Here is a 24,193-nt window from a genome sequence, read left to right as displayed (position 1 = left end):
TGAGTACGGTGTGCGTGGTGCGGGATCTGGTCAAGACGTACCCCGCCACGCGCGGTAGGCGCGGTGCGCCGGGGAGTCCTGAGGTGCGGGCCACCGACGGGATCGGTCTCGACGTGCGCGGCGGCGAGATCTTCGGGCTGCTCGGACCCAACGGAGCGGGCAAGTCCACTCTCGTCCGGCAGCTCACCGGGCTCATGCGCCCCGACTCCGGCTCCGTCGAGCTCCTCGGCCACGACCTCGTACGCCACCCCGAGCGGGCGTCCCGGCTCCTCGCCTACCTCGGCCAGGAGTCCACCGCCCTCGACGAGCTCACCGTCGCCCTCGCCGCCGAGACCACCGGACGGCTGCGCGGGCTCGGCGCCCACGCGGCGCGCGCCGAGCGCGACGCCGTCCTGGAGGAGCTCGGCCTCACCGCGCTCGCCGGCCGTCCCCTCAAGAAGCTCTCCGGCGGCCAGCGGCGGCTCGCCTGCTTCGCCACCGCGCTCGTCGGTCACCGCCCCGTCCTCGTCCTCGACGAGCCCACCACCGGCATGGACCCCGTCGCCCGCCGGGCCGTCTGGGCCGCCGTCGACCGGCGGCGCGCCGAGCACGGCACCACCGTCCTGCTCGTCACCCACAACGTCATCGAGGCCGAGACCGTCCTCGACCGCGTCGCCGTCCTCGACCGAGGCCGGGTCATCGCCTGCGACACCCCGGCCGGGCTCAAGGAGCGCGTCGCGGGCGAGGTCCGCGTCGAGCTGGTCTGGCGCGAGGCGCCGCCGCTCCAGCTGCCCGAGGTCGCCGCCCTGCGCGGACTCGCCCAGGAGACCGGACGACGCTGGAGCCTCCGGCTCGCCCCCGACGCCGCCCGCGAGGCCGTCGCCACCGTCACCGGCGGGGCCGCCTTCGCCGCGCTCGACGACTTCACCCTGGCCACGCCCAGCCTGGAGGACGTGTACCTCGCGCTGGGCGGCGCGTCCGAGGGGCTGGTGAAGGCATGAGCCCCGACCTTTCGTCCGCGACCCCCCACGTTCCGCACGTGACCGTCAGGAGCTGTCCGCAGTGAGCACCGTGCCCGCCGAGGTGCCGACCGGCGCGCTCTCCGTCCGGTCGCAGGCCGCCGAGGACGGCGCGGCGCCGCTCGCCCCGCGCGCCCGGCTGCTGCCGGCCATGGCCGCCGTCTACCGCGCGCAGCTCTCGCGCGCCCGCGTGGCCCGCATCCCGCTCCTCTTCGTGGCCACCTTCCAGTCGATCGGGATCATGGTCCTGATGCGCGGGGTCGTCGACGGCGGCTCCGAGGCGCGGGCCGTCGTGGCCGGCTCCACCGTCCTCGTCGTCGCCTTCGTCGCGCTCAACCTGCTCGCCCAGTACTTCGGGCAGCTGCGGGCGAGCGGCGGCCTCGACCACTACGCCACCCTGCCCGTGCCGCCGGCCGCCGTCGTGCTCGGCGCGGCCGGCGCGTACGCCTCCTTCACCGTGCCCGGGACCGTCGTCACCGCGGTCGCCGGCTCGGTGCTCTTCGGGCTGCCCCTCGGCCAGCTGTGGATCCTCGGCGCCGTGGTCCCGCTCGCCGGGGCGGCGCTCGCCGGGCTCGGGGCCGCCCTCGGACTCCTCGCCCCCCGGCAGGAGCTGGCCACGCTCCTCGGCCAGCTCGGCATGTCGGCGGCTCTGCTCCTCGGCGTGCTCCCGGCCGAGCGGCTGCCGGAGCCGATCGGCTGGGCGCGGGACCTGCTGCCGTCGACGTACGGCGTGGAGGCCCTGGCCCGTACCTTCGACCCCCACCCGGACTGGGTCGCGGTCGGTCTCGACCTCGCCGTCTGCGGGGCGGTCGGCGTGGTGTCCCTGGCCGTCGCCACCTGGGCCTACCGGCGCGCGGCCGTCCGCTGAGGCGGGCCACAGACACACCTGGCACGATGGCGGGGTGACCGCACCTCTGACTCCGCCTCACCAGCCTCCGCACGACTCCGACTGGCCCCCGCCGCCCCCGCCGCCGCACGGGCCCGCCGGGGACCCGATCACGGCGGCCGAGGTCCTGCGGGGTGGCGTGGTGACCGCCGTCTCGGCGGCCGCGGGTGCGCTGCTCGGGCTGCTCTGGCTGTGGCTGGCGCCGCGCGTCCTGCTCATCTCGGACGGCAAGGGCGTCTACCTCCGCGACTCCGAGGGCGAGTCGGCGATCGGCGCGGACGGAACGTTCGTCCTCATCGCCCTGGCCTTCGGCGCGGTCGCCGCGCTCGTCGTCTTCCTGCTGTTCCGCGAGGGCGGGGTGCCGCTGGTGCTCGGCCTGGCGCTCGGCGGCGTCCTCGGCTCGCTGCTCGCCTGGGGCGTGGGGACCTACTTCGGCCCGGCTCGGGACGTGGTCGCCCACGCGAAGTCGGTCGGGCCCAACGTCGTCTTCGAGGCGCCCCTCGAACTGAACATGGCGGCCGCCGCCATGCTGGCCTGGCCGCTGGCGGCGATGATCGTGCACCTCGCGCTCACGGCGCTCTTCGGCCCCCGCGACCCGGAGCCGGAGTACTGGGGACCGCAGCAGCCGCAGTCGCACCCCGACCCGCAGACGCGGCCCGAGCACAAGTCGCTCTGAGCGGGCAGGCGCGGCCCGAGCGTGTGTCGCTCCGAGCGGTCGGCCGCGGCCCGAGCGCGCGTCGTGTACCGACTGTCAGCCGCGGCCGATCGGGGCCACCACCGCCGAGGTGAGGGCGGCCAGGTCGGCCGGGGCGAGCTCCACCTCCAGGCCGCGGCGGCCCGCCGAGATGCAGATCGTCGGGTGGTCCGAGGCCGAGGCGTCGAGGACCGTACGCAGCCGCTTCCGCTGGCCCAGGGGAGAGATGCCGCCCCGGACGTACCCCGTCGTGCGCTCCGCGGCGGCGGGGTCCGCCATCGCCGCCCGCTTCCCGCCGACCGCCGAGGCCAGCGCCTTCAGGTCCAGCTGCCCCGCGACCGGGACGACCGCGACCGTCAGTTCGCCGTCGACGTCGGCCACCAGCGTCTTGAAGACCCGGTCGGGGGAGACGCCGAGCGCCTCCGCCGCCTCCTCGCCGTACGAGGCGGAGGCCGGGTCGTGCTCGTACGCGTGGAGGGTGAAGGGGGTCCCTGCCGTGGTCAGCGCGACCGTCGCCGGGGTGCCCCCGCTGTTCTTCTTCTGCTTCTTCGCCACGCGCTCCTCGCCCTTCCTCAGTTCGGGTTCGTCGGACCCTGCGTCAGGTCGACCGCCGGCAGCGAGGGCAGGTGCCGCAGCACCGCCGTCTCCGCGCGCAGCAGCGCCAGCTCCTCGCGCAGCCGCGTCGCCGTGTCCGGGGCCTGGAGCAGCCGCTGCTTCGACGGGGTGTCGAGCACCGCGGCCGCCGCGACCAGGTACGACACGACCGAGGGGTCGTCGGGCAGCTCGCTCGTCGTCAGGGACCGCTCCCGCGCCCCCGCCAGCCGCTTCTGGTAGTTGCGGAAGGCCCGCAGCACGCCCTCGGAGAGGCTGCCCGCGTCCTCGCCCCGCTCCTCCGGGATCTCCTCGACCTCGGCGACCAGGAACGGCCCGCTCGCGTCGACCGAGAGGAGCTTGACCCGGGTCGTCCCGGTGGCCATGACCTCGAAGCTGCCGTTGGAGCGCTCGCGGATGCTCGCCGCGTCGGCGATACAGCCGACGCGGTGGAAGGCCTGGATCGGGTCGGCGCCGAAGCCGGCCGCGGGGCCCTTCTCCGGCAGCGAGGTCGGGTCCGGCATCCCGGGGGCGGTGGGCGCGACCTCACGGCCGTCGCGGATGGCGACGACGGCGAAGCGGCGCGGCTCCGTGTCGTCGATCGTGAGCAGCTCGCGCATCATGGCGCGATAGCGCTCCTCGAAGACGTTCAGCGGCAGCACGAGGCCAGGGAACAGCACCGCGTTGAGCGGGAAGAGAGGCAGGCGAGCGGTGGTCACGGCGGCAAGCCTAATGGCCGCCGGGACCGCCCCGTCCGGCCCGTCCGCTTCCGGGCCTCCACAGCGGCTTCCGGCCGCCCGACTCGGCCCGTACGACCTCCCGCACGGCCAGGAAACGGCGGAGGGGATCCTCCTGCACGCCGCCCCGCGGCGCACCCCAGGGGAAGGAGGTCGCGTGGGGGCCGATCCGGCGGAACTCGTCCAGCGCGTCCGCCCACCGCGCCCGCTCCACCAGCACGTACGCCAGAAGGTTGCGCACCTCGGCGGGCCACGGGTCGCCCACCGGGAACGCGGCCGAGAGCGCGAGCGCCCGGTCGGCGGCCCCGTCGAGCCGGGCGGCGGGGGCCGACCGGTCCGGTGCGGGCAGCGACCGGAGCCGGTCGTAGGCCGCGCGGACCGGGAGGGCCCGCACCAGAGAGTCCGGGGCGGCGTCGTCGGCGGCCTGCTCGGCGAAGTCGAAGGCGGCCCGGTGCGAGCCGTACCACTGCGCGGAGAGGTACTTGAGCGCCGCGACGTGGCTGCCGTAGTGGTGCGGGGAGCGGCGCACGGCCTGCTCCCACAGCGTCTCGAAGACGGCGTGCCCGGCGTGCGCCCCGCGCGCGTGGTCCAGCGCGAGCCGCCACGGCACCGGGTCGTGCGGTGCCTCCTCGGTGACCGTCCGGATCAGCGGGTCGAGCTCGCGCAGCCGCTCGGCCCGGGCCGGGGACTCCCAGGCCCGGCGGACGGCGAGCTGAGCCGAGAGGAGCAGGGCGTCGGGGTCTCGGGGAGTGACGGCGAGCCAGTGGGCCAGCCAGTCGCCCCGGTGGTACGCGAAGGTGGCGAGCCGGGTGACGTACCGGTCGCGGTCCTCCCACTCGGCCGCGTCCCGGGTGGTCGCGAGCAGCTTCGCCGCGGGCTCCGGGTCGGCGAGGGCGGCGGCGACCAGGGCGGGGGCGAGCCGCTCGTCCGGGGCGTCGAGCAGCACGTCGTCGTCCGGCACGAGACCGGCGGCGGACCGCGGGTCGTGCCGGGCCGAGCGGACGGTGCCGATCAGGGCGCGGAGGAAGGACATGGTGCGAAGTATTTTCCCACCGGGTCGTGCTGTTTCGCGCCCATCTGCCCAGCCCTTTCACCCCCACCTCACCCGGCCCCCTCAGATCACCGCGACGTGCTGACCCCATGGGGGCCGGCCGCGGCCCGCGCGAGTCCCCGCCCCGGCCGGTCGCGCCCCCTCGGGTCACCCGCGGCGCAGGAGACGCGTCGCGCCCGCCGCCACGGTCGTCGCCAGGATCCAGCCGAGGAGTATCAGCACCGCCGCCGCCCACTGCCAGACGCCCTCCAGGCGCCAGTAGCCGTCTTGCCCGAGGTTGATCACCGGCAGCAGCAGGTCCAGCGCGTACAGCGTCCCGTTCCACGCCGGGGCCTCCTCCGCCTTGAGCGGGACCGGGCGGTAGTGCGAGAAGGCCACCGTGCCCGCGGCCCACAGCACCGCCATCCACAGCGCCGCCCGGCCCGGCCGGTAGCCGTACGCCACCGTCAGGTCCTGGACGTACCCCCACAGCTTCCCCGCCACCGGCAGCGTCTCCCGCCGGCGCCGCTGCTTGGCGAGGAGCACCTCGCGCGCGTCCGCGTCCTCCCCGCTGTTCCGCAGGACCGTCGCCAGCCGCTCGTACGGCTCGGGGGCGTACTCCGGGGTCGCCGCCGCGACCCACTCCAGCCGCCGCGACAGCGGGAAGTGCCCGTACGGCACGAGGTTCTCGTAGACGAACCCGCCCATCGCCAGGCCGCCGGGCCCCGGCCAGCTGGTCGACAGGTCGATCAGCGTCACGATCCTGGCGCCGTTCAGCACCACCCGGCCCTCCTCCGGGCGCTCGCCGTTGAACCGCAGCTCAGGGGTGGCGATCCGGCGCAGCGACACCTCCTCGCGGCGCGAGCCGTTCAGCAGGAACCGGGCCGAGTGCAGGTCCACCGCGTCGCCGAACCGGCCGTCGTCGAGCCGGACGCCGCCGTGGCACTCCACCGGCTTGCGCCGGGTGCCCTGGGCGGGCGTCACACCGTAGGGCGGGGTGGCCGACACGCTCCCCACGCTCCCGGCGGCCCCCGACTCCTCGTACACCCACGCCGCGTTCAGGTAGAGCGAGCGCTCCACCGTCAGCTGCGGGGCGTTGAGCGCGCGCCGCTGCTGCGCCCCGCGCAGCACGCTGCCCCGCAGGCTGAGCGAGACGCCGACCTTCGCCCCGCGCAGGCTCAGCTCGCCGTGCGTCTCGATCAGCTCGGCCTGGAGGTCCTGGGCCACCACCATGCCGTCCGCCGTGATCGCCCGGCCGCGCCGGTCCGGCCATACCTGGATCTGGTTGATGAGGAGGTCCGTGCCGATCTGCGCGTCCGTGAGCCGGATGCCCCTGCCCACCCGGCAGCGCGGCAGGTGCAGGTCGCCCGTGGTGTGCAGCCGGGCGGCCTCCAGGCGCGGGATCGCGCAGGCGACCATCCGCAGGGTGCCGAACTGGGCCTCGGGGAGCACGACCTCGCCGTCGAACCGGCAGCCGTGCAGCTCCACGTACGGCCCTATCGTCCCGCCCGCCAGGTTCAGCACGCCCGTGATCCGCACACCGCGCAGCTTCAGCGCGGCCACCCGCCCCGACCTGGCCGGCGGCCCGTCGAGCAGCAGCAGGGCCACCACGTCCGCGCGGACGCTCCGCTCCGGGCCCCACTCACGCGAGCCGAACGGGTCGTCCCGCTCGGCGATCCCCTCCGTCAGATCACAGGTCCTGCCGATCCGGAACGCCCGCCACACGGCCCGCTCCGGGCCCGTGAGCCCGTCGGGCATCCCGTCGTCGTGCGGCTCGGTCACGCCGCCCCCCTCGCTTTCCACGTCCGCTCCCACGATGTCCCGCGCCGGGATCCGTGGATTCGTACAGCCGTTCTTCCCGCTGAGTGACGGGCTGAACGCTAACGGTCAGCTGTGGCGACAAGACGCCAGTGTGGCGGGTATCAGTCAGTGATTGGCATGTATCAGCTGTTGATACGGACGACCGGCGTTCTAGGCCGTCTGCGAGAATTGACCCGTGATCTCGCGAATCGATCTGCGCGGTGAGACCCTCCCCGAGGGTTCCGCCCTGCGCGACCTGCTGCCCCGTGCCGAGTTCGACGTGGAAGCCGCCCTGGAGACGGTGCGGCCCATCTGCGAGGACGTCCGGCATCATGGCGCGGCCGCGGTGATCGACTACGGGGAGAAATTCGACGGCGTCCGCGTCCCGGGCCTGCGCGTCCCCGCCGAGGCGATCCACCGCGCCCTCGACGAGCTCGACCCGGCCGTCCGCGCCGCCCTGGAGGAGTCCATCCGGCGCGCCCGGCTCGTCCACCGCGAGCAGCGCCGGACCACCCACACCACCCAGGTCGTCCCCGGCGGCACGGTCACCGAGAAGTGGATCCCGGTCGAGCGCGTCGGTCTGTACGTGCCGGGCGGACGCTCGGTCTACCCGTCCTCCGTCGTGATGAACGTCGTCCCGGCCCAGGAGGCCGGCGTCGAGGGCATCGCCGTCGCCTCGCCTCCCCAGAAGGAGTTCGGCGGCCTGCCGCACCCGACGATCCTCGCCGCCTGCGCCCTCCTCGGCGTCGACGAGGTGTACGCGGCGGGCGGCGCCCAGGCCATCGCCATGTTCGCGTACGGGACCGCCGGCACGGACACCGAGCCCGGCTGCGCCCCCGTCAACCTGGTCACCGGCCCCGGCAACATCTACGTGGCCGCCGCCAAGCGCCTCCTCAAGGGCCGCATCGGCATCGACGCCGAGGCCGGCCCGACGGAGATCGCGATCCTCGCGGACTCCACCGCCGACCCCGTGCACGTCGCCGCCGACCTCATCAGCCAGGCCGAGCACGACCCGATGGCCGCCTCCGTCCTCGTCACCGACTCGGACGAGCTGGCCGCCGCCACCGAGGCCGAACTGAAGACCCAGGTCGCCGCCTCCAAGCACGTCGACGACCGGATCGTCCCGGCCCTCGCCGGCCGCCAGTCCGCGATCGTCCTCGTCCGCGACCTGGCCGACGGCCTCAAGGTCGTCGACGCGTACGGCGCCGAGCACCTGGAGATCCAGACCGCCGACGCCGCCGCCGTCGCCGACCGGGTCCGCAACGCGGGCGCGATCTTCGTCGGCCCCTGGGCGCCGGTCTCGCTCGGCGACTACTGCGCGGGCTCCAACCACGTCCTGCCCACCGGCGGCTGCGCCTGCCACTCCTCGGGCCTCTCCGTGCAGTCCTTCCTGCGCGGCGTGCACATCGTGGACTACACGCGCGACGCCCTCGCCGACGTGGCCCACCACGTGGTGACGCTCGCCGAGGCCGAGGACCTGCCCGCGCACGGCGCGGCGATCAAGGCACGGTTCGGATGGAAGGTTCCCGAGAGCAAGTGACCTCGAACGACACCCTCCGCATCGACGACCTGCCCGTCCGCGACGAGCTGCGCGGCAAGTCGCCCTACGGTGCGCCCCAGCTCGACGTCCCCGTCCAGCTGAACACCAACGAGAACCCGTACCCGCTGCCCGAGCCCCTGGTGGCCCGGATCGCGGAGCGGGTCGCCGAGGCCGCCCGCGGCCTCAACCGCTACCCCGACCGCGACGCGGTCGAGCTGCGCACGGAGCTCGCCGCCTACCTCACCCGCACCGGCGGGCACCGCGTCGGCATCGAGAACGTGTGGGCGGCCAACGGGTCCAACGAGGTCCTCCAGCAGCTCCTGCAGACCTTCGGAGGCCCCGGCCGTACCGCGATCGGCTTCGAGCCCTCGTACTCGATGCACGCCCTGATCGCCCGCGGCACCGGCACGGGCTGGATCTCCGGCCCGCGCAGGGACGACTTCACCATCGACGTGGCGGCGGCCGCCCAGGCCATCGCCGAGAACGCGCCGGACGTCGTCTTCATCACCTCTCCCAACAACCCCACCGGCACCGCGGTCGAGGCCGACACCGTCCTCGCCCTGTACGAGGCGGCCCAGGCGGCCGGGCCCTCGATGGTGGTCGTCGACGAGGCGTACGTGGAGTTCAGCCACCGCGACTCGCTGCTGCCGCTCCTCGAAGGCCGGCCCCACCTGGTGGTCTCCCGGACCATGTCCAAGGCCTTCGGCGCCGCCGGACTGCGCCTCGGCTACCTCGCCGCGCACCCGGCCGTCGTCGACGCCGTCCAGCTGGTCCGCCTGCCGTACCACCTCTCCGCCGTCACCCAGGCCACCGCGCTCGCCGCCCTGGAGCACACCGACACCCTCCTCGGGTACGTCGAGCAGCTCAAGGTCGAGCGCGACCGGCTCGTCACCGAGCTGCGTGCCCTCGGCTGCGAGGTCACCGAGTCCGACGCCAACTTCGTACAGTTCGGCAGGTTCGCCGACACGCACGAGGCCTGGCAGCGGATCCTCGACCGGGGCGTCCTGGTCCGGGACAACGGCGTACCGGGCTGGCTGCGGGTCACCGCAGGTACACCCGAAGAGAACGACGCGTTCCTCGACGCGGTCCGTGAACTGATGAAGGAGCAGAAGCGATGAGCCGCGTAGGCCGCGTTGAGCGCACCACCAAGGAGACGTCCGTCGTCGTCGAGATCGACCTCGACGGCACCGGAAAGGTCGACGTGTCGACCGGGGTCGGCTTCTACGACCACATGCTCGACCAGCTCGGCCGGCACGGCCTGTTCGACCTCACGGTCAAGACCGACGGCGATCTGCACATCGACTCGCACCACACCATCGAGGACACCGCCCTCGCCCTCGGCGCCGCCTTCCGGCAGGCCCTCGGCGACAAGGTCGGCATCTACCGCTTCGGCAACTGCACCGTCCCGCTGGACGAGTCCCTCGCCCAGGTGACCGTCGACCTCTCCGGCCGCCCCTACCTCGTGCACACCGAGCCCGAGAACATGGCGCCGATGATCGGCTCGTACGACACGACGATGACCCGGCACATCTTCGAGTCCTTCGTCGCCCAGGCCCAGATCGCGCTGCACATCCACGTCCCGTACGGGCGCAACGCCCACCACATCGTGGAGTGCCAGTTCAAGGCCTTCGCCCGCGCGCTGCGCTACGCCTCCGAGCGCGACCCGCGCGCCGCCGGAATCCTCCCCTCCACGAAGGGCGCGCTCTGACCGTGAACGGCCTCTCCACCATCCTCATCGTCGTCGGGCTGTTCCTGCTCGGCGGCATCTACTCCTTCGTCAAGCAGCAGATGCCCAAGGGCGTCATCGTGCTCGTCGCCATCGGCGCCGCGATGTCGCTCGGCGCCGGCGTGCTGCGGCTGGACGTGTGGTCATGAGCGTGACCGGCAGCCCCAAGAAGGTCGTCGTCTTCGACTACGGCTTCGGCAACGTCCGCTCCGCCGAGCGCGCGCTCGCCCGGGTCGGCGCCGAGGTCGAGATCACCCGCGACTACGACAAGGCCATGAACGCCGACGGACTCCTCGTCCCCGGCGTCGGCGCCTTCTCCGCCTGCATGAGCGGCCTCAAGGAGGCCCGCGGCGAGTGGATCATCGGCCGCCGGCTCTCCGGCGGCCGCCCCGTCATGGGCATCTGCGTCGGCATGCAGATCCTCTTCGCCCAGGGCATCGAGCACGGCGTGGAGACCGAGGGCCTCGACGAGTGGCCCGGTACGGTCGAGCCGTTGAACGCCCCCGTCGTGCCCCACATGGGCTGGAACACCGTGGACGCGCCCGAGGACACCCAGCTCTTCGCGGGCCTCGACGCCGACGCCCGGTACTACTTCGTGCACTCCTACGCGGTGCGCGAGTGGACCCTGGAGGTCGGCAACAAGAACATGCGCGCCCCCAAGGTCACCTGGGCCACCCACGGCGAGCCGTTCGTCGCGGCCGTCGAGAACGGCGCCCTGTGGGCCACCCAGTTCCACCCCGAGAAGTCCGGCGACGCCGGAGCCCAGCTCCTCACCAACTGGATCGGAACCCTGTGAGCACTCTCGAACTCCTCCCCGCCGTCGACGTCCGCGACGGCCAGGCCGTCCGCCTCGTCCACGGCGAGTCCGGCAGCGAGACCTCCTACGGCTCTCCTCTGGAGGCCGCCCTGGCCTGGCAGCGTTCCGGCGCCGAGTGGCTCCACCTGGTCGACCTCGACGCCGCCTTCGGCACCGGTGACAACCGCGAGCTGATCGCCGAGGTCGCCAAGGCGATGGACATCAAGGTCGAGCTCTCCGGCGGCATCCGCGACGACGCCTCCCTCGCGGCGGCCCTCGCCACCGGCTGCACCCGCGTCAACCTCGGCACCGCCGCCCTGGAGACCCCCGAGTGGGTCGCCAAGGTCATCGCCGAGTTCGGCGACAAGATCGCCGTCGGCCTCGACGTGCGCGGCACGACCCTGCGCGGCCGCGGCTGGACCCGCGACGGCGGCGACCTGTACGAGACGCTCGCCCGCCTCGACGCCGAGGGCTGCGCCCGCTACGTCGTCACCGACATCGCCAAGGACGGCACCCTCCAGGGCCCCAACCTGGAGCTCCTGAAGAACGTCTGCGCGGCCACCGACAAGCCCGTCGTCGCCTCCGGCGGCGTCTCCTCCCTGGACGACCTGCGGGCCATCTCGGAGCTCGTCCCGCTGGGCGTCGAGGGCGCCATCGTCGGCAAGGCGCTCTACGCCAAGGCCTTCACCCTCGAAGAGGCGCTCGCCGCGGTGGCCGCCGTATGACCGACTCCGTACGCAAGGTCGTGACCGGCGCTCCCTGGGAGGAGCAGTTCGGCTACTCCCGCGCGGTGGAGCTGCCCAACGGCACGGTCCTGGTCGCCGGCTGCACGTCGGTGGTCGACGGCCAGATCGCCGACGGCGGCCCGTACGACCAGACGGTGAACTCCTTCGACGTGGCCTTCGCCGCGCTGAAGCAGCTCGGCATGGGCCCGGAGCACGTCGTGCGGACGCGGATGTACATCACCCACGCCCGGGACGTGGACGAGGTCGGCCGCGCCCACAAGGAGCTGTTCGACACCGTCCGCCCCGCCGCCACCATGATCATCGTCTCCGGCTTCGTCGACCCCCGCCTGGTCGTCGAGGTGGAGGTCGAGGCCTACCGGACGGAGGGGGCCGCATGAGCCTCGCCGTACGGGTGATCCCCTGCCTCGACGTGGACAACGGCCGGGTCGTCAAGGGCGTCAACTTCCAGAACCTCCGCGACGCGGGCGACCCCGTCGAGATGGCCAAGCTGTACGACGCCGAGGGCGCCGACGAGCTGACCTTCCTCGACATCACCGCCTCCTCCGGGAACCGGGAGACGACCTACGACGTGGTGCGCCGCACCGCCGAGCAGGTCTTCATCCCGCTCACCGTGGGCGGCGGGGTCCGCGCGGCGGAGGACGTCGACAAGCTGCTGCGGGCCGGGGCCGACAAGGTGGGCGTCAACACCGCCGCCATCGAGCGCCCCGAGCTGATCCAGGAGATCGCGGAGCGCTTCGGCCGCCAGGTGCTCGTCCTGTCGGTCGACGCCCGGCGTACCGCCTCCGGCTCCTTCGAGGTGACGACGCACGGCGGCCGCAAGGGCACCGGCATCGACGCCGTCGAGTGGGCGCACCGGGCCGCCGAGCTGGGCGCGGGGGAGATCCTCCTCAACTCGATGGACGCCGACGGTACGAAGGACGGCTACGACACAGAGATGATCGCGGCCGTCCGCCGGCACGTGACGGTCCCGGTGATCGCCTCCGGGGGCGCCGGCAAGCTCGCCGACTTCCCGCCGGCCGTCGCGGCGGGCGCGGACGCGGTGCTCGCGGCCTCCGTCTTCCACTTCGGCGACCTGCGGATCTCGCAGGTCAAGGACGCGCTGCGGGAGGCGGGCCACCCGGTCCGCTGAGCCGTGGTCGGAAGGGGCTCCTCCGGGAGCCCCTTCCTCTTCACCGGATGTGCAGGATTATTTGTGCAATTTCTGTTGTGCAAGTTTTCCTTCGTATCTAGGGTCGGTGGCATGACCTCGCAGGAGAACCGTCGGATCACCGACCTTGGCACCCTCAAGGCCGTCTCGCACCCGTTGCGGATGCGCCTCTACCGGGCCCTCTTCGTGGCCCGCACGGCCACGGCGTCCCAGCTCGCCGACCAGGTCGACGAGGCCGTCTCGCTGGTCAGCTACCACCTGCGCAAGCTCGCCGACCACGGCCTCATCGAGGAGGCGGAGAACCGGTCGGCGGACGGCCGCGAGCGGTGGTGGCAGCCCGCCTCCGACGGCTTCAGCGTCCAGGAGGAGGACATCGAGGACGCCCCCGAGCTCCTCGCCGCGAGCGCCGCCCTCGGCCGGACGCTCAGCGAGCAGCGCGCCGGGCTGCACCGCCGCTTCCTCGACGAGCGCCTCACCTGGTCGAGCGAGTGGCGGGCCGCCGCCGTCAGCTCCGAGTGGCTGCCCCGGTTCACCGCCGCCGAACTCGCCGCCCTCGGCGAGGAGCTCGAAGCCGTCCTCAGGAAGCACGACCGGAAGGCCCGCGCCGCCGAGGCCGCCGGCGACACCGAGGGCCGCGAGAACGTCGCCGTCCACCTGCACGGCTTCCCGTACCGGGGCGTCGGATGACCGCCGACGCCAGCTCCGCGGGCACTGGGGGCGCGGTGGGCACCACAGGCATCACGAGTACCCCGGGCACCACCGGCAGCACGAGCACCGCAAGCACCCCGCCCCCCGCCGGCGCCGGAGCGGCGACCGCCCCCGCCCACCGCGACCCGCAGGTCCTGCGCTGGCTCGGTGCCCACACCGCCTCCACACTCGGCGACAGCGTCTACCACCTCGCCCTCTCCTGGACCGCCGTCAGCAGCGGCACCCCCGCCCAGGCCGGACTCGTCATGGCCGTCTCGGCCGTGCCCCGCGCCCTGCTCATGCTCGCCGGGGGAGTCATCGCCGACCGCCTCGGCCCGCGCCGGGTCGTCATCGCCTCCGACACCGTCCGCTGTCTGCTCGTCCTCGGCCTGGCCGCGACCCTGCTCCTCACCTCACCCGGCCTGTGGGTCCTCGCCGCCGTCGCCCTCCTCTTCGGCATCGTCGACGCGCTGTTCCTGCCCGCCGTCGGAGCCCTGCCGCCCCGCATCACCACCCGCGACCAGCTCGCCCGCGTCCAGGGGATGCGCGGCCTCTCGTACCGCCTCGGCGCCGTCCTCGGCGGCCCGCTCGGCGGCCTCGCCGTCGCCCTCGGCGGCCAGGCCACGGCCTTCGGGGTCGCCGGACTGCTCTTCGCCCTCTCGATACCCCTGCTCTGCGCGCTCCGCCTCCGGCAACTGCCCGCCGGCGACGAGACACGGGACGGCACCGCCCTGCGCGACCTCGCCGACGGACTGCGCTACGTGCGCGGCCACCGCGTCCTCGGCCCGCTGATGATCGTCGTCCTCCTCAGCGACCTCGGCTTCGTCGGCCCCTTCAACGTCGGCCTCGCCCTCCTGGCCGAGCAGCGCGGCTGGGGCGCCTCCGGCATCGGCTGGATCCTCGCCGGCTTCGGCACGGGCGCGGGCGCCGCCTCACTGCTCCTGACCGTCCGGGGCCGCGTCCCGCGCGCCGGACTCCTGAGCGGCTGGACCATGACCGTGGGCGCCGTCTCCGTGGGCGCCCTCGCCCACACGGCACACCTGGCGGCCGCGGTCGCCCTCGCCCTCTCCGTCGGGCTGCTCGCCGGACTCTCCGGGGCGCTGTGCAACGCCCTCGTCCAGACCGAGTGCGACCCCGCCTACCTCGGCCGCGTCACCGCCGTCGCGAGCCTCTGCTCGCTCGGCGTCGCGCCGCTCAGCTTCCCCGTCACGGGCGCGGCGATCCAGCTGTGGGGCATCGGACCGGTGTACGCCGTGAGCGCGGCGATCTGCGCCCTCGCGGGCCTCTACAGCCTCGCGGTCCCGGCCGTCCGCCGCGCCGAGCTGCCCCGGGGCTGACCGCTCAGATCCCCAGCTGCTTCGTCTCCCGCAGCCGCTCGATCGCGTCCGGCTCGCCCTCCAGGGCCACCTTGGCCGAGTCCTGGCGCCCGTACAGGTACATCACCAGCTCGCCCGGCTCCCCGGAGGCCGTCACCACCGGGGTGCCGCGGTGGGCCACCGCCGTCTGGCCGTTCGGGCGGCGCAGCACCAGGCCCACCGGGGCCTTCCGGCCGACCAGCCGGGCCGTGCGCTCCAGCCGGGACCACAGGGCGTCCGCGAAGACCGGGTCGAGCTCGCGCGCCGACCACTCGGGCTGGGCACGCCGTACGTCCTCCGCGTGGACGTAGAACTCGACGACGTTCGCCCCCTCGTCCACCTGCTTGATGGTGAACGGCGAGAACCTCGGCGGGCCCGAACGGATGAGCTGGATCAGCTCCTCGTACGGCTTGTCGGCGAACTCCGCCGTCACCCGTTCCAACCGATCCTTCAACACCGGTACGACCGCACCCGCCGCCGCGTCCGGGCGCCGCTCCCGCACCACCACGTGGGCCGCGAGGTCCCGGGTCCGCCAGCCCTCGCAGAGCGTCGGGGCGTCCGGGCCCGCCGCCTCCAACAGATCGGCGAGCAGAAGCCGTTCACGTTTCGCATGCGTCGACATGCCCGCCAGCGTACGACCGCTGCCGCCGGTCCGCCCAGTGGACACCGCGCCGGACACCGCCTCCGCGCGCGGCACAATGGCCCCATGAGCAGCAATCTCGACCCTGCCGTCGCCGCCCGCCTCAAGCGCAGCCCCGACGGGCTCGTGCCCGCCATCGCCCAGCAGTACGACACCGGCGAGGTGCTGATGCTCGGCTGGATGGACGACGAGGCCCTCCACCGCACCCTCACCACCGGCCGCGCCACCTACTGGTCCCGCAGCCGGGGCGAGTACTGGGTCAAGGGCGACACCTCCGGGCACGTCCAGCACGTCAAGGCCGTCGCCCTCGACTGCGACGCCGACACCGTCCTCGTCAAGGTCGACCAGGTCGGAGCCGCGTGCCACACCGGCGACCGCACCTGCTTCGACGCCGACGTGCTCCCGCTCTCCCAGTAAGGTCTGGCGCCATGGATCTCGAGACCTTCCGCAAGCTGGCGGCCGACCGCCGCGTCATCCCCGTCAGCCGCAGACTCCTCGCGGACGGCGACACCCCGGTCGGGCTCTACCGCAAGCTCGCCGCCGAACGGCCCGGCACCTTCCTCCTCGAATCCGCGGAGAACGGCCGCAGCTGGTCCCGCTACTCCTTCGTCGGCGTCCGCAGCGACGCCACCCTCACCGTCCGGGACGGCGAGGCCCACTGGCTCGGCACCCCGCCCGTCGGCGTCCCCACCGACGGCGACCCGCTCCAGGCCCTGCGCGCCACCGTCGAGACCCTCCACACCCCGCGCGACCTCGCTTCCGGGATGCCCCCCTTCACCGGAGGCATGGTCGGCTACCTCGGCTACGACATCGTCCGCCGCCTGGAGAAGATCGGGGACTCCACCCGCGACGACCTGGAGCTCCCCGAGCTCACCATGCTCCTCACCAGCGACCTCGCGGTCCTCGACCACTGGGACGGCACGGTCCTGCTGATCGCCAACGCGATCAACCACAACGACCTGGACACCGGCGTCGACGAGGCGTACGCCCACGCCGTGGCCCGCCTCGACGCCATGGAGGCCGACCTGGCCCGCCCGGTCGCCACCGTCCCCGGCGCGCTCCCCCCCTCCGAGCTCCCCGAGTTCTCCGCTCTCTGGGGCGGCCCGGCCTACCAGGACGCCGTCGAGGACATCAAGGAGCGGATCCGGGCCGGCGAGGCCTTCCAGGTCGTCCCCTCCCAGCGCTTCGAGACCCCCTGCAAGGCCTCCGCGCTCGACGTCTACCGGGTCCTGCGGGCCACCAACCCGTCCCCGTACATGTACCTCTTCCGCTTCGAGAACGGCTTCGACGTCGTCGGATCCAGCCCCGAGGCCCTCGTCAAGGTCGAGGACGGCCACGCGCTCCTCCACCCCATCGCGGGCACCCGGCACCGCGGCGCCACCCCGCAGGAGGACCACGACCTCGCCGAGGAGCTGCTCGCCGACCCCAAGGAGCGCGCCGAGCACCTCATGCTCGTCGACCTCGGCCGCAACGACCTCGGGCGGGTCTGCGCGCCCGGCTCGGTGGAGGTCGTCGACTTCATGTCCGTCGAGCGCTACTCGCACGTCATGCACATCGTCTCCACCGTGACCGGCAGGGTCGCCGAGGGACGGACCGCCTTCGACGTCCTCACCGCCTGCTTCCCGGCCGGCACGCTCTCCGGAGCGCCCAAGCCCCGCGCCATGCAGATCATCGAGGAGCTCGAACCCTCCCGGCGCGGTCTGTACGGCGGATGTGTCGGTTATCTCGATTTCGCCGGGGACGCGGACACGGCCATCGCCATCCGCACCGCCCTGCTCCGTGACGGAACGGCGTACGTGCAGGCCGGAGCGGGTGTCGTCGCGGATTCCGATCCGGTCGCCGAGGACAACGAGTGCCGCAACAAGGCCGCCGCCGTGCTCCGCGCCGTACACACCGCCAACCGGATGAACGGAGCCTGAGCACGTAGGGGATAGTGGGGTACGTGAGTGCCGTACCCGTACCCCAGCCCCGGGCCGCCCGAGTGGCCGTCCCCACCGGCGGCCGCCGCAGCCTGGCCGCGGCCCTCCTCCTCGGCGCCCTCGGCGCCACCGTCGTCCTGCTCTCGGCCGGTCAGATCTGGGCGGAGGGCACCGCCTCCGTCGGCGGCGGCACCGTCCCCGTCGAGGCGGAGGGCGGCACCGTCACCGGGGTGCCGACCGCCCTCGCGATCGTCGGACTCGCCGCGCTCTTCGCCGTCTTCGCCGTCCGCCGCACCGGCCGCACCCTCGTCGCCGCGCTCCTCGCGCTGAGCGGCGCGGGCGCCGCGCTCGCCGCCTTCCTCGGCGCCTCCGACAGCGCCGCGCTGGACGCCGAGGCCGCCCGGATCAGCGGCGACACGGCCGCCGCCGTGGCCGGCCTGACCCACACCGCCTGGCCGTACGTCACGGCCGCCGGCGCCGTCCTCATCCTGCTCGCCGGCCTCTTCGCGCTGCGCTTCGGCAAGACCTGGCCCGCGATGGGCGGCCGCTACGAGCGCTCCGGGGCCCCGCGCACCGCGCGGAAGGCCCCCGCCGTCGACCCCGACCGGCCCGAGGACCTGTGGAAGGCCCTGGACCGCGGCGAGGACCCCACCCGGGGCGAGTGACCGGCCGGAGGGGCCCTTCGGAGGGGCGCGACGCGACGCGTGATCGTCCGGGCACCCCCGATTCATCCTCGCGCGCCCGCGTGCGGGACAATGGACACCGAGTGTCCGCGCACGCGAGACCTCACCATCGAGCAACTGCAACGAGGAGCAACTCATGGCGGGCAGCGCCCACGGACACACCCCGGCCGCCTGGACCGGTGTCATCATCTCCTTCATCGGCTTCTGCATCGCCGGCGTCTTCATGGTGGCCGCCAACCAGCCCGGATTCTGGGCGGGCGTGGGTGTCATCGTCCTCGGCGGCATCGTCGGCGGCGCGATGAAGGCGGCGGGCCTCGGCATGCCGAAGGAGTCGGCGGCCGTCGCCGCCGCCCGCGAGGCCGCGACCGCGACCGCGCGGGCCCGCGCCTGACGCGACACGCAGCACCCGAGAGCGCAGTCCGGCGGTGCCGGGCTGCGCTCTCGCGCGTCAGGGGCGAGAATCACCGGGTGGACCCGCAGCCGACGGCCGAAGCCGAGACCGACGCACCTCTGCCCCGACCGGGTGAATCCACCCACCCGACCACTCCGGGCCCGACCACGCCCACGGGCCCGGTGGAGTTCCCGACCGGCCAGGCGGGCCAGACGGGCCGGGCGGGCCAGGCGGGCCAGACGGGCCGGGCGGGGTCCGGGCCCGCGGCCTTTCCGGCCGGCCAGGCGTCGCTTCAGGCCGGCCAGGTGTCCTCCGGCCCCGCGGGGACCTTTCCGTCAGGCCAGGCGTTCTCCGCGCCGCCCGCTCCACCGCGGCCCCTCGTCCGGCGGCTGCTCGCGCCCGTCGTGACCCTCGCAGGGGTCGCCGCCGCCTTCGCCTACGTCGGGACCGTCGACCCCAACGAGCCCGGGCACTACCCCGTCTGCCCCATGCTCCGCTTCGCCGGTGTCCTGTGCCCCGGGTGCGGCGGACTCCGCAGCGCCCACGCCTTCGTCCACGGCGACCTCCCGGCCGCCCTGGGCGCGAACGCCCTCGCCGTCGTCGGTTACGGCGTCTTCGCCGTCGTCATGGTCCTGTGGCTGGTTCGCACCGCCCGCGGGGTGCCGATGCGCCTCGCGATCTCCCCGGTCTGGTGGTGGGGGATCGGGGCCGTACTCGCTCTCTTCACCCTGGTCCGGAACCTTCCCTTCGGCTCTGCGCTGGCCCCGTGAGGGCCCGCGCGCTCCCGGCCGGACCCCTTCGGGAGTCCCAGCAGGTGGGACGCGACTCCGGCCGATGCGAGTCCGGGGCCGTCCTGCGGATAGGATCGATGTGGCTGAACCTGGTTCATCATCACCATCACCGTCCCGGAAGGGGGCCCCTCGCGTGAGTGTGCTCGACGAGATCATCGAAGGCGTACGCGCCGACCTCGCAGAGCGGCAGGCGCGGGTCACCCTCGACGAGCTCAAGGAGCGCGCCGCCAAGGCGCCGCAGGCCAAGGACGGCGTCGCCGCACTGCGTGGCGACGGCGTCAAGGTGATCTGCGAGGTCAAGCGCTCCAGCCCGTCCAAGGGTGCGCTCGCCGCGATCGCCGATCCGGCCGGACTCGCCGCGGACTACGAGGCGGGCGGCGCGGCCGTCATCTCCGTCCTCACGGAGGAGCGCCGCTTCGGCGGCTCCCTCGCCGACCTGGAGGCCGTGCGCGCCCGGGTCGACATCCCCGTCCTGCGCAAGGACTTCATCGTCACCGCGTACCAGCTCTGGGAGGCCCGGGCGTACGGAGCGGATCTCGCGCTCCTCATCGTCGCCGCCCTGGAGCAGGAGGCGCTGGTCTCCCTCATCGAGCGTGCCGAGTCCATCGGGCTGACCCCGCTGGTCGAGGTCCACGACGAGGAGGAGGTCGAGCGCGCCGTCGACGCGGGCGCCCGGATCATCGGCGTCAACGCGCGGAACCTCAAGACCCTCAAGGTCGACCGCTCCACCTTCGAGCGCGTCGCCCCCGAGATCCCCGCGCACATCGTCAAGATCGCCGAGTCCGGTGTCCGCGGCCCGCACGACCTGATCGCGTACGCCAACGCCGGCGCCGACGCGGTCCTGGTCGGCGAGTCCCTCGTCACCGGCCGCGACCCGAAGGGGGCCGTCGCCGACCTGGTCGCCGCCGGCGCCCACCCGGCGCTGCGCCACGGCCGGAGCTGACACCGCCATGACCCTCGTCCGCGCCACGCCGACCGCCCTGGGCTCCGCCCCGGGCGGGCCGGTCGTGCCCGCGGACGCCTCGGGACGCCGTGGCCGTCTCCGTACGGCCGCCGCCCCCGTCTCCAAGCACGCCCCGCTGGCCAGGGGCTGCCGACCGCGTGGTTGCCGCGCGCCCGCCCGCCGTGTCCACGGCCGCCGGGTCCGGTACGTGATCGGCGACGAGCCGGGCCAGGTCAACGGCATGCGATGGCGCCCGCGCCTCGCGCGCACCTTCACGTACGACGCATAGCCGACACCGAGCGAGCCCGCGCTGCACTGGGCCCGAGCCCGGTCCGAGCTTCCGCCCGTCCGTACAGGCCCACCCCGCCCGTGCCCACCCCGGTGGCCACGCCGCCTGCGCCGCCGCCACCTCCGCGTGGTCGCGCCGCTCGCGTCGTTGCCGCCTCCGCGTGGTCGCGCCGCCTGCGCCGCTGCCGCCTCCGTGTGGTCGCATCGCTCGCGCCGCTGCCCACCCCCGTGTGGGCCGCACTCCTGCAGGTCGGTGCCCACCCCCGTGTGGGCAATCGTCCCGCTGGGCTGGGGGTCCCCCTCTGGGGGAGGGTGGGCACACGGGACGGCGCCCTTCGCGGGCGCCTCCGCCCCCTGTACCGGCCCGCACCACCAGCGAGCCGCGCACCAGGTGCGGGTTCAGGCGCGGAAGCCTAGGCCCGGCAAGGGGCGGCGCCGTCCCGTTGTGCCGACCCTTCCCCAGAGGGGGGACCCCAGCCCAGCGGAACACTGCCCACAACGGGCGGGGCACCGCTCAGGCGGCACCCCCGCAACGGGTGGGGCATCGCTCAGGCGGCACCCCCGCGACGGGTGGGGCACCCCGCAAGCGGGCGCACCCCGCACGCGGGCGGCGCCCGCAACGGGCGGCGTATCGGCCATGGCGTTGGCGTACGGGAAGGGCTCGCGCGCATACCGTGACCATCAACCACACGTATCCCGGGGCACCCGCCCCGCGAGGAGCATCCGCATGTCCAGCGAGTTCTTCATTCCGGACCCGGAGGGTCAGGTTCCGACCGCCGAGGGCTACTTCGGTGCCTACGGCGGCAAGTTCATCCCGGAGGCCCTCGTCGCCGCCGTCGACGAGGTCGCCGTCGAGTACGACAAGGCCAAGTCCGACCCCGAGTTCGCCCGCGAGCTCAACGACCTCATGGTCAACTACACCGGCCGCCCGAGCGCCCTCACCGAGGTCCCCCGGTTCGCCGAGCACGCCGGCGGTGCCCGGATCTTCCTCAAGCGCGAGGACCTCAACCACACCGGCTCGCACAAGATCAACAACGTCCTCGGCCAGGCCCTGCTGACCAAGCGCATGGGCAAGACGCGGGTCATCGCCGAGACCGGCGCCGGTCAGCACGGCGTCGCCACCGCCACCGCCTGCGCCCTCTTCGGCCTCGACTGCACCATCTACATGGGCGAGATCGACACCCAGCGCCAGGCCCTCAACGTGGCCCGGATGCGGATGCTCGGCGCCGAGGTCGTCGCCGTGAAGTCCGGCAGCCGCACGCTCAAGGACGCCATCAACGAGGCCTTCCGCGACTGGGTCGCCAACGTCGACCGGACGCACTACCTGTTCGGCACCGTCGCCGGCCCGCACCCCTTCCCCGCGATGGTCCGCGACTTCCACCGGGTCATCGGCGTCGAGGCCCGGCGCCAGATCCTGGAGCGCGCCGGCCGCCTCCCCGACGCGGCGATCGCCTGCGTCGGCGGCGGCTCCAACGCCATCGGCCTCTTCCACGCCTTCGTCCCGGACGCGGGCGTCCGCCTGATCGGCTGCGAGCCGGCCGGTCACGGCGTCGAGACCGGCGAGCACGCGGCCACCCTGACGGCCGGCGAGCCCGGCATTTTGCACGGTTCGCGCTCGTACGTCCTCCAGGACGAGGAGGGCCAGATCACCGAGCCGTACTCGATCTCGGCCGGCCTCGACTACCCGGGCATCGGCCCCGAGCACGCGTACCTCAAGGACAGCGGCCGCGGCGAGTACCGCGCCGTCACCGACGACGCCGCCATGCAGGCCCTGCGCCTGCTCTCCCGCACCGAGGGCATCATCCCGGCCATCGAGTCGGCGCACGCCCTCGCGGGCGCCCTGGAGGTGGGCAAGGAGCTCGGCAAGGACGCGCTGCTCCTGGTCAACCTCTCCGGGCGCGGCGACAAGGACATGGACACGGCCGCCCGCTACTTCGGCCTGTACGAGACCGACACCGAGGTCGCCGCGGACGCCGGAGCCGACGACACCGCGGAGATCGAGAGGGACGCGAAGTGAGTGGGAACATCCAGCTGCTGAGCGAGACCCTCGCCAAGGCCAAGGCGGAGAACAGGGCCGCGCTCATCGCGTACCTGCCGGCCGGCTTCCCGACCGTCGACGGCGGCATCGCGGCGATCAAGGCCGTCTTCGACGGCGGCGCCGATGTCGTCGAGGTCGGGCTTCCGCACAGCGACCCGGTCCTCGACGGGCCCGTCATCCAGACCGCCGACGACATCGCCCTGCGCGGCGGCGTCAAGATCGCCGACGTGATGCGGACGGTCAAGGAGGCCCACGCGGCCACCGGCAAGCCCGTCCTCGTCATGACGTACTGGAACCCGATCGACCGGTACGGCATCGAGCGCTTCACCGAGGAGCTCGCCGCGGCCGGCGGCGCGGGCTGCATCCTGCCCGACCTGCCGGTCCAGGAGTCCGCCGTCTGGCGCGAGCACGCCGACAAGCACGGTCTCGCCACCGTCTTCGTCGTCGCGCCCAGCAGCAAGGACGAGCGCCTCGCCACCATCACGGCGGCCGGCTCCGGCTTCGTCTACGCCGCCTCGCTCATGGGTGTCACCGGCACCCGCGAGTCGGTCGGCGAGCAGGCCGCCGACCTCGTCCGCCGCACCCGCGCCACCTCCGGACTGCCGGTGTGCGTCGGGCTCGGCGTCTCCAACGCCGTACAGGCCAAGGAGGTCGCCGCCTTCGCCGACGGCGTCATCGTCGGCTCCGCGTTCGTCCAGCGGATCCTCGACGCCGACGGCGACGAGGCCGCCGGGCTCGCCGCCGTAAGGGAACTGGCGGGCGAACTCGCGGCCGGCGTGCGTCGCGTTTCGTAACCCATCTGGGTGGATCTGGGACCGGGGAGGCGCGTACCTGCCTCCCCGGTTCGTTGCTGTGGGCGTGAGCGAGAAGAACCGTGGTGACGGTAACCGGAGCGCGCGGGAGCGCCTCCAGCAGCAGCGCGAGCGCGACAAGGCCCGCGAGAAGCAGCGGCGCGTCCTCATCGTGTCGACGGCGGTCGTCGGCGTCCTCGGCCTGGCCGCGGTCGTCGGGGTGATCGCCGCCAACAGCGGGGACGACGGCGGATCGGACAAGGCGGGACCGGTCGTGGCCCCGGCGGGGTCCGTCGAGGGCGACAAGCCCGCCATCCCCACGGGCAAGACGGACGCACCGTCGACGCTGGCGATCTGGGAGGACTTCCGCTGCCCCGCGTGCGCCCAGTTCGAGAACGTCATGCGGGACACCATCCACGAGCTGGAGGCCGCCGGCGCGCTCAAGGCCGAGTACCACCTCGCCACCCTCATCGACGGGAACATGGGCGGCAGCGGCTCGCTCCGCGCGGCGAACGCGGCCGCGTGCGCCCAGGACGCCGGGAAGTTCACCGCTTACCACGACACGCTCTACATCAACCAGCCGCCGGAGACGGACGACGCCTTCGGGAACAACGCCAAGCTGATCGAACTGGCGGCGAAGGTGCCCGGTCTCGACACGCCCGCCTTCCGCAGCTGTGTCGAGGACGGCACGCACGACGGCTGGGTGGCGAAGTCCAACGAGGCCTTCCAGAGCGGCGGCTTCCGCGGCACTCCGTCCGTCCTCCTCAACGGCGAATCGATCTTCCCGACGAAGGGGAACGAGCAGATCTCCCCGGAGAACCTGAAGAAGTGGGTCGCCGAGGCCAACAAGGGCAAGAAGCCGGGCACGGCCTCCGCCCCCGTCCCCGCGGCTCCGTCGACCTCTCCGGCGGGTTAGTTACCCATACGTTGCCGGGTGGGCTGCCGTCGCGCCCGCCCGGCAAGGTAGCGTCGGTCC

28 protein-coding genes are annotated in these 24,193 nt (G+C 73.7%); 23 read left to right on the top strand and 5 right to left on the bottom strand.

Annotated features, from left to right (window positions below; genetic code table 11):
- Positions 1–8: 8 nt before the first annotated feature.
- From ACF08F_RS04295 to ACF08F_RS04285, 3 genes are all read left to right on the top strand, one after another.
- The gene (locus ACF08F_RS04295; RefSeq protein ID WP_392297320.1) at positions 9–980 is read left to right on the top strand and encodes an ABC transporter ATP-binding protein; all 972 of its coding nucleotides are present in this window, start codon (positions 9–11) and stop codon (positions 978–980) included.
- 61 nt (positions 981–1,041) lie between these two features.
- Positions 1,042–1,866, top strand: coding sequence for an ABC transporter permease (locus ACF08F_RS04290; protein ID WP_392296963.1), 825 nt, complete (start codon positions 1,042–1,044; stop codon positions 1,864–1,866).
- 34 nt (positions 1,867–1,900) lie between these two features.
- Positions 1,901–2,560, top strand: a complete 660-nt coding sequence (locus ACF08F_RS04285) for a DUF2567 domain-containing protein (protein ID WP_392296962.1) — start codon at positions 1,901–1,903, stop codon at positions 2,558–2,560.
- Positions 2,561–2,635: 75 nt separating this feature from the next.
- On the opposite strand, the gene ybaK is transcribed toward ACF08F_RS04285, so the two are convergent.
- From ybaK to ACF08F_RS04265, 4 genes are all read right to left on the bottom strand, one after another.
- Positions 2,636–3,133 carry a Cys-tRNA(Pro) deacylase gene (gene ybaK, locus ACF08F_RS04280; protein WP_392296961.1) on the bottom strand — a complete coding sequence of 166 codons (498 nt, stop codon included), beginning with the start codon at positions 3,131–3,133 and terminating at the stop codon, positions 2,636–2,638.
- Between the two features lie 17 nt (positions 3,134–3,150).
- Positions 3,151–3,888, bottom strand: a complete 738-nt coding sequence (locus tag ACF08F_RS04275) for an LON peptidase substrate-binding domain-containing protein (RefSeq protein WP_392296960.1) — start codon at positions 3,886–3,888, stop codon at positions 3,151–3,153.
- A gap of 10 nt (positions 3,889–3,898) precedes the next feature.
- Positions 3,899–4,939 (bottom strand): hypothetical protein, encoded by a 1,041-nt coding sequence (locus tag ACF08F_RS04270; protein WP_392296959.1) that lies wholly within the window; start codon positions 4,937–4,939, stop codon positions 3,899–3,901.
- 165 nt (positions 4,940–5,104) lie between these two features.
- Positions 5,105–6,718 carry an oxidoreductase gene (locus ACF08F_RS04265; RefSeq protein ID WP_392296958.1) on the bottom strand — a complete coding sequence of 538 codons (1,614 nt, stop codon included), beginning with the start codon at positions 6,716–6,718 and terminating at the stop codon, positions 5,105–5,107.
- Between the two features lie 214 nt (positions 6,719–6,932).
- Between ACF08F_RS04265 and hisD the strand changes: the two genes are divergently transcribed.
- From hisD to ACF08F_RS04215, 10 genes are all read left to right on the top strand, one after another.
- Positions 6,933–8,276 carry a histidinol dehydrogenase gene (gene hisD / locus ACF08F_RS04260; protein ID WP_392296957.1) on the top strand — a complete coding sequence of 448 codons (1,344 nt, stop codon included), beginning with the start codon at positions 6,933–6,935 and terminating at the stop codon, positions 8,274–8,276.
- Positions 8,273–9,394, top strand: coding sequence for a histidinol-phosphate transaminase (locus ACF08F_RS04255; protein WP_392296956.1), 1,122 nt, complete (start codon positions 8,273–8,275; stop codon positions 9,392–9,394). Before hisD ends, ACF08F_RS04255 begins: the two co-directional genes overlap by 4 nt.
- Positions 9,391–9,984 (top strand): imidazoleglycerol-phosphate dehydratase HisB, encoded by a 594-nt coding sequence (gene hisB / locus ACF08F_RS04250; protein WP_351818962.1) that lies wholly within the window; start codon positions 9,391–9,393, stop codon positions 9,982–9,984. The genes ACF08F_RS04255 and hisB overlap by 4 nt, the downstream gene beginning before the upstream one ends.
- Positions 9,985–9,986: 2 nt before the next feature.
- On the top strand, positions 9,987–10,151 hold the full coding sequence (locus ACF08F_RS04245; RefSeq protein ID WP_189505976.1) for a hypothetical protein: 165 nt from the start codon (positions 9,987–9,989) through the stop codon (positions 10,149–10,151).
- The gene (gene hisH, locus ACF08F_RS04240) at positions 10,148–10,798 is read left to right on the top strand and encodes an imidazole glycerol phosphate synthase subunit HisH (RefSeq protein WP_392296955.1); all 651 of its coding nucleotides are present in this window, start codon (positions 10,148–10,150) and stop codon (positions 10,796–10,798) included. The genes ACF08F_RS04245 and hisH overlap by 4 nt, the downstream gene beginning before the upstream one ends.
- Positions 10,795–11,523 (top strand): bifunctional 1-(5-phosphoribosyl)-5-((5-phosphoribosylamino)methylideneamino)imidazole-4-carboxamide isomerase/phosphoribosylanthranilate isomerase PriA, encoded by a 729-nt coding sequence (priA, locus tag ACF08F_RS04235; protein WP_055644081.1) that lies wholly within the window; start codon positions 10,795–10,797, stop codon positions 11,521–11,523. The genes hisH and priA overlap by 4 nt, the downstream gene beginning before the upstream one ends.
- Positions 11,520–11,921, top strand: coding sequence for a RidA family protein (locus ACF08F_RS04230; RefSeq protein WP_392296954.1), 402 nt, complete (start codon positions 11,520–11,522; stop codon positions 11,919–11,921). The genes priA and ACF08F_RS04230 overlap by 4 nt, the downstream gene beginning before the upstream one ends.
- Positions 11,918–12,673, top strand: a complete 756-nt coding sequence (hisF, locus tag ACF08F_RS04225) for an imidazole glycerol phosphate synthase subunit HisF (protein WP_392296953.1) — start codon at positions 11,918–11,920, stop codon at positions 12,671–12,673. Before ACF08F_RS04230 ends, hisF begins: the two co-directional genes overlap by 4 nt.
- Positions 12,674–12,784: 111 nt before the next feature.
- Positions 12,785–13,378: a helix-turn-helix domain-containing protein gene (locus ACF08F_RS04220; protein WP_392296952.1), complete on the top strand. Its 594-nt coding sequence runs from the start codon at positions 12,785–12,787 to the stop codon at positions 13,376–13,378.
- A complete protein-coding gene (locus tag ACF08F_RS04215) occupies positions 13,375–14,715 on the top strand; it encodes an MFS transporter (RefSeq protein ID WP_392296951.1) in 1,341 nt (446 codons plus the stop codon). Before ACF08F_RS04220 ends, ACF08F_RS04215 begins: the two co-directional genes overlap by 4 nt.
- A 4-nt stretch (positions 14,716–14,719) precedes the next feature.
- Here the strand turns inward: ACF08F_RS04215 and ACF08F_RS04210 are convergent, their stop codons facing one another.
- Positions 14,720–15,355, bottom strand: a complete 636-nt coding sequence (locus ACF08F_RS04210; RefSeq protein ID WP_392296950.1) for a TIGR03085 family metal-binding protein — start codon at positions 15,353–15,355, stop codon at positions 14,720–14,722.
- 84 nt (positions 15,356–15,439) lie between these two features.
- Here ACF08F_RS04210 and hisI point away from each other — a divergent pair, with 84 nt between their 5' ends.
- The 10 genes from hisI to ACF08F_RS04160 all read left to right on the top strand — a co-directional run bounded on the left by hisI (position 15,440) and on the right by ACF08F_RS04160 (position 24,133).
- Complete coding sequence (hisI, locus tag ACF08F_RS04205; RefSeq protein ID WP_392296949.1) at positions 15,440–15,790, top strand: phosphoribosyl-AMP cyclohydrolase; 351 nt, start codon at positions 15,440–15,442, stop codon at positions 15,788–15,790.
- Positions 15,791–15,801: 11 nt separating this feature from the next.
- Positions 15,802–17,292: an anthranilate synthase component I gene (locus tag ACF08F_RS04200; RefSeq protein ID WP_392296948.1), complete on the top strand. Its 1,491-nt coding sequence runs from the start codon at positions 15,802–15,804 to the stop codon at positions 17,290–17,292.
- Between the two features lie 14 nt (positions 17,293–17,306).
- The gene (locus tag ACF08F_RS04195) at positions 17,307–17,957 is read left to right on the top strand and encodes a TIGR02234 family membrane protein (protein WP_392296947.1); all 651 of its coding nucleotides are present in this window, start codon (positions 17,307–17,309) and stop codon (positions 17,955–17,957) included.
- Positions 17,958–18,111: 154 nt separating this feature from the next.
- Positions 18,112–18,366, top strand: a complete 255-nt coding sequence (locus tag ACF08F_RS04190) for an HGxxPAAW family protein (protein WP_392296946.1) — start codon at positions 18,112–18,114, stop codon at positions 18,364–18,366.
- A 77-nt stretch (positions 18,367–18,443) separates the two neighbouring features.
- On the top strand, positions 18,444–19,136 hold the full coding sequence (locus ACF08F_RS04185) for a DUF2752 domain-containing protein (RefSeq protein WP_392296945.1): 693 nt from the start codon (positions 18,444–18,446) through the stop codon (positions 19,134–19,136).
- Between the two features lie 154 nt (positions 19,137–19,290).
- Entirely contained in the window at positions 19,291–20,100 is an 810-nt protein-coding gene (gene trpC, locus ACF08F_RS04180) for an indole-3-glycerol phosphate synthase TrpC (protein WP_392296944.1), read from the top strand.
- A gap of 7 nt (positions 20,101–20,107) precedes the next feature.
- The gene (trpM, locus tag ACF08F_RS04175; RefSeq protein WP_150271250.1) at positions 20,108–20,389 is read left to right on the top strand and encodes a tryptophan biosynthesis modulator TrpM; all 282 of its coding nucleotides are present in this window, start codon (positions 20,108–20,110) and stop codon (positions 20,387–20,389) included.
- 726 nt (positions 20,390–21,115) lie between these two features.
- A complete protein-coding gene (trpB, locus tag ACF08F_RS04170) occupies positions 21,116–22,405 on the top strand; it encodes a tryptophan synthase subunit beta (protein ID WP_392296943.1) in 1,290 nt (429 codons plus the stop codon).
- The gene (gene trpA / locus ACF08F_RS04165) at positions 22,402–23,220 is read left to right on the top strand and encodes a tryptophan synthase subunit alpha (protein ID WP_392296942.1); all 819 of its coding nucleotides are present in this window, start codon (positions 22,402–22,404) and stop codon (positions 23,218–23,220) included. The genes trpB and trpA overlap by 4 nt, the downstream gene beginning before the upstream one ends.
- A gap of 64 nt (positions 23,221–23,284) precedes the next feature.
- Entirely contained in the window at positions 23,285–24,133 is an 849-nt protein-coding gene (locus tag ACF08F_RS04160; protein ID WP_392296941.1) for a DsbA family protein, read from the top strand.
- Positions 24,134–24,193 lie beyond the last annotated feature (60 nt).

The organism is Streptomyces sp. NPDC015130 (assembly GCF_043080005.1).
Classification (GTDB): Bacteria; Actinomycetota; Actinomycetes; order Streptomycetales; family Streptomycetaceae; genus Streptomyces.
This window is presented reverse-complemented; position numbering and strand designations above follow the sequence as displayed.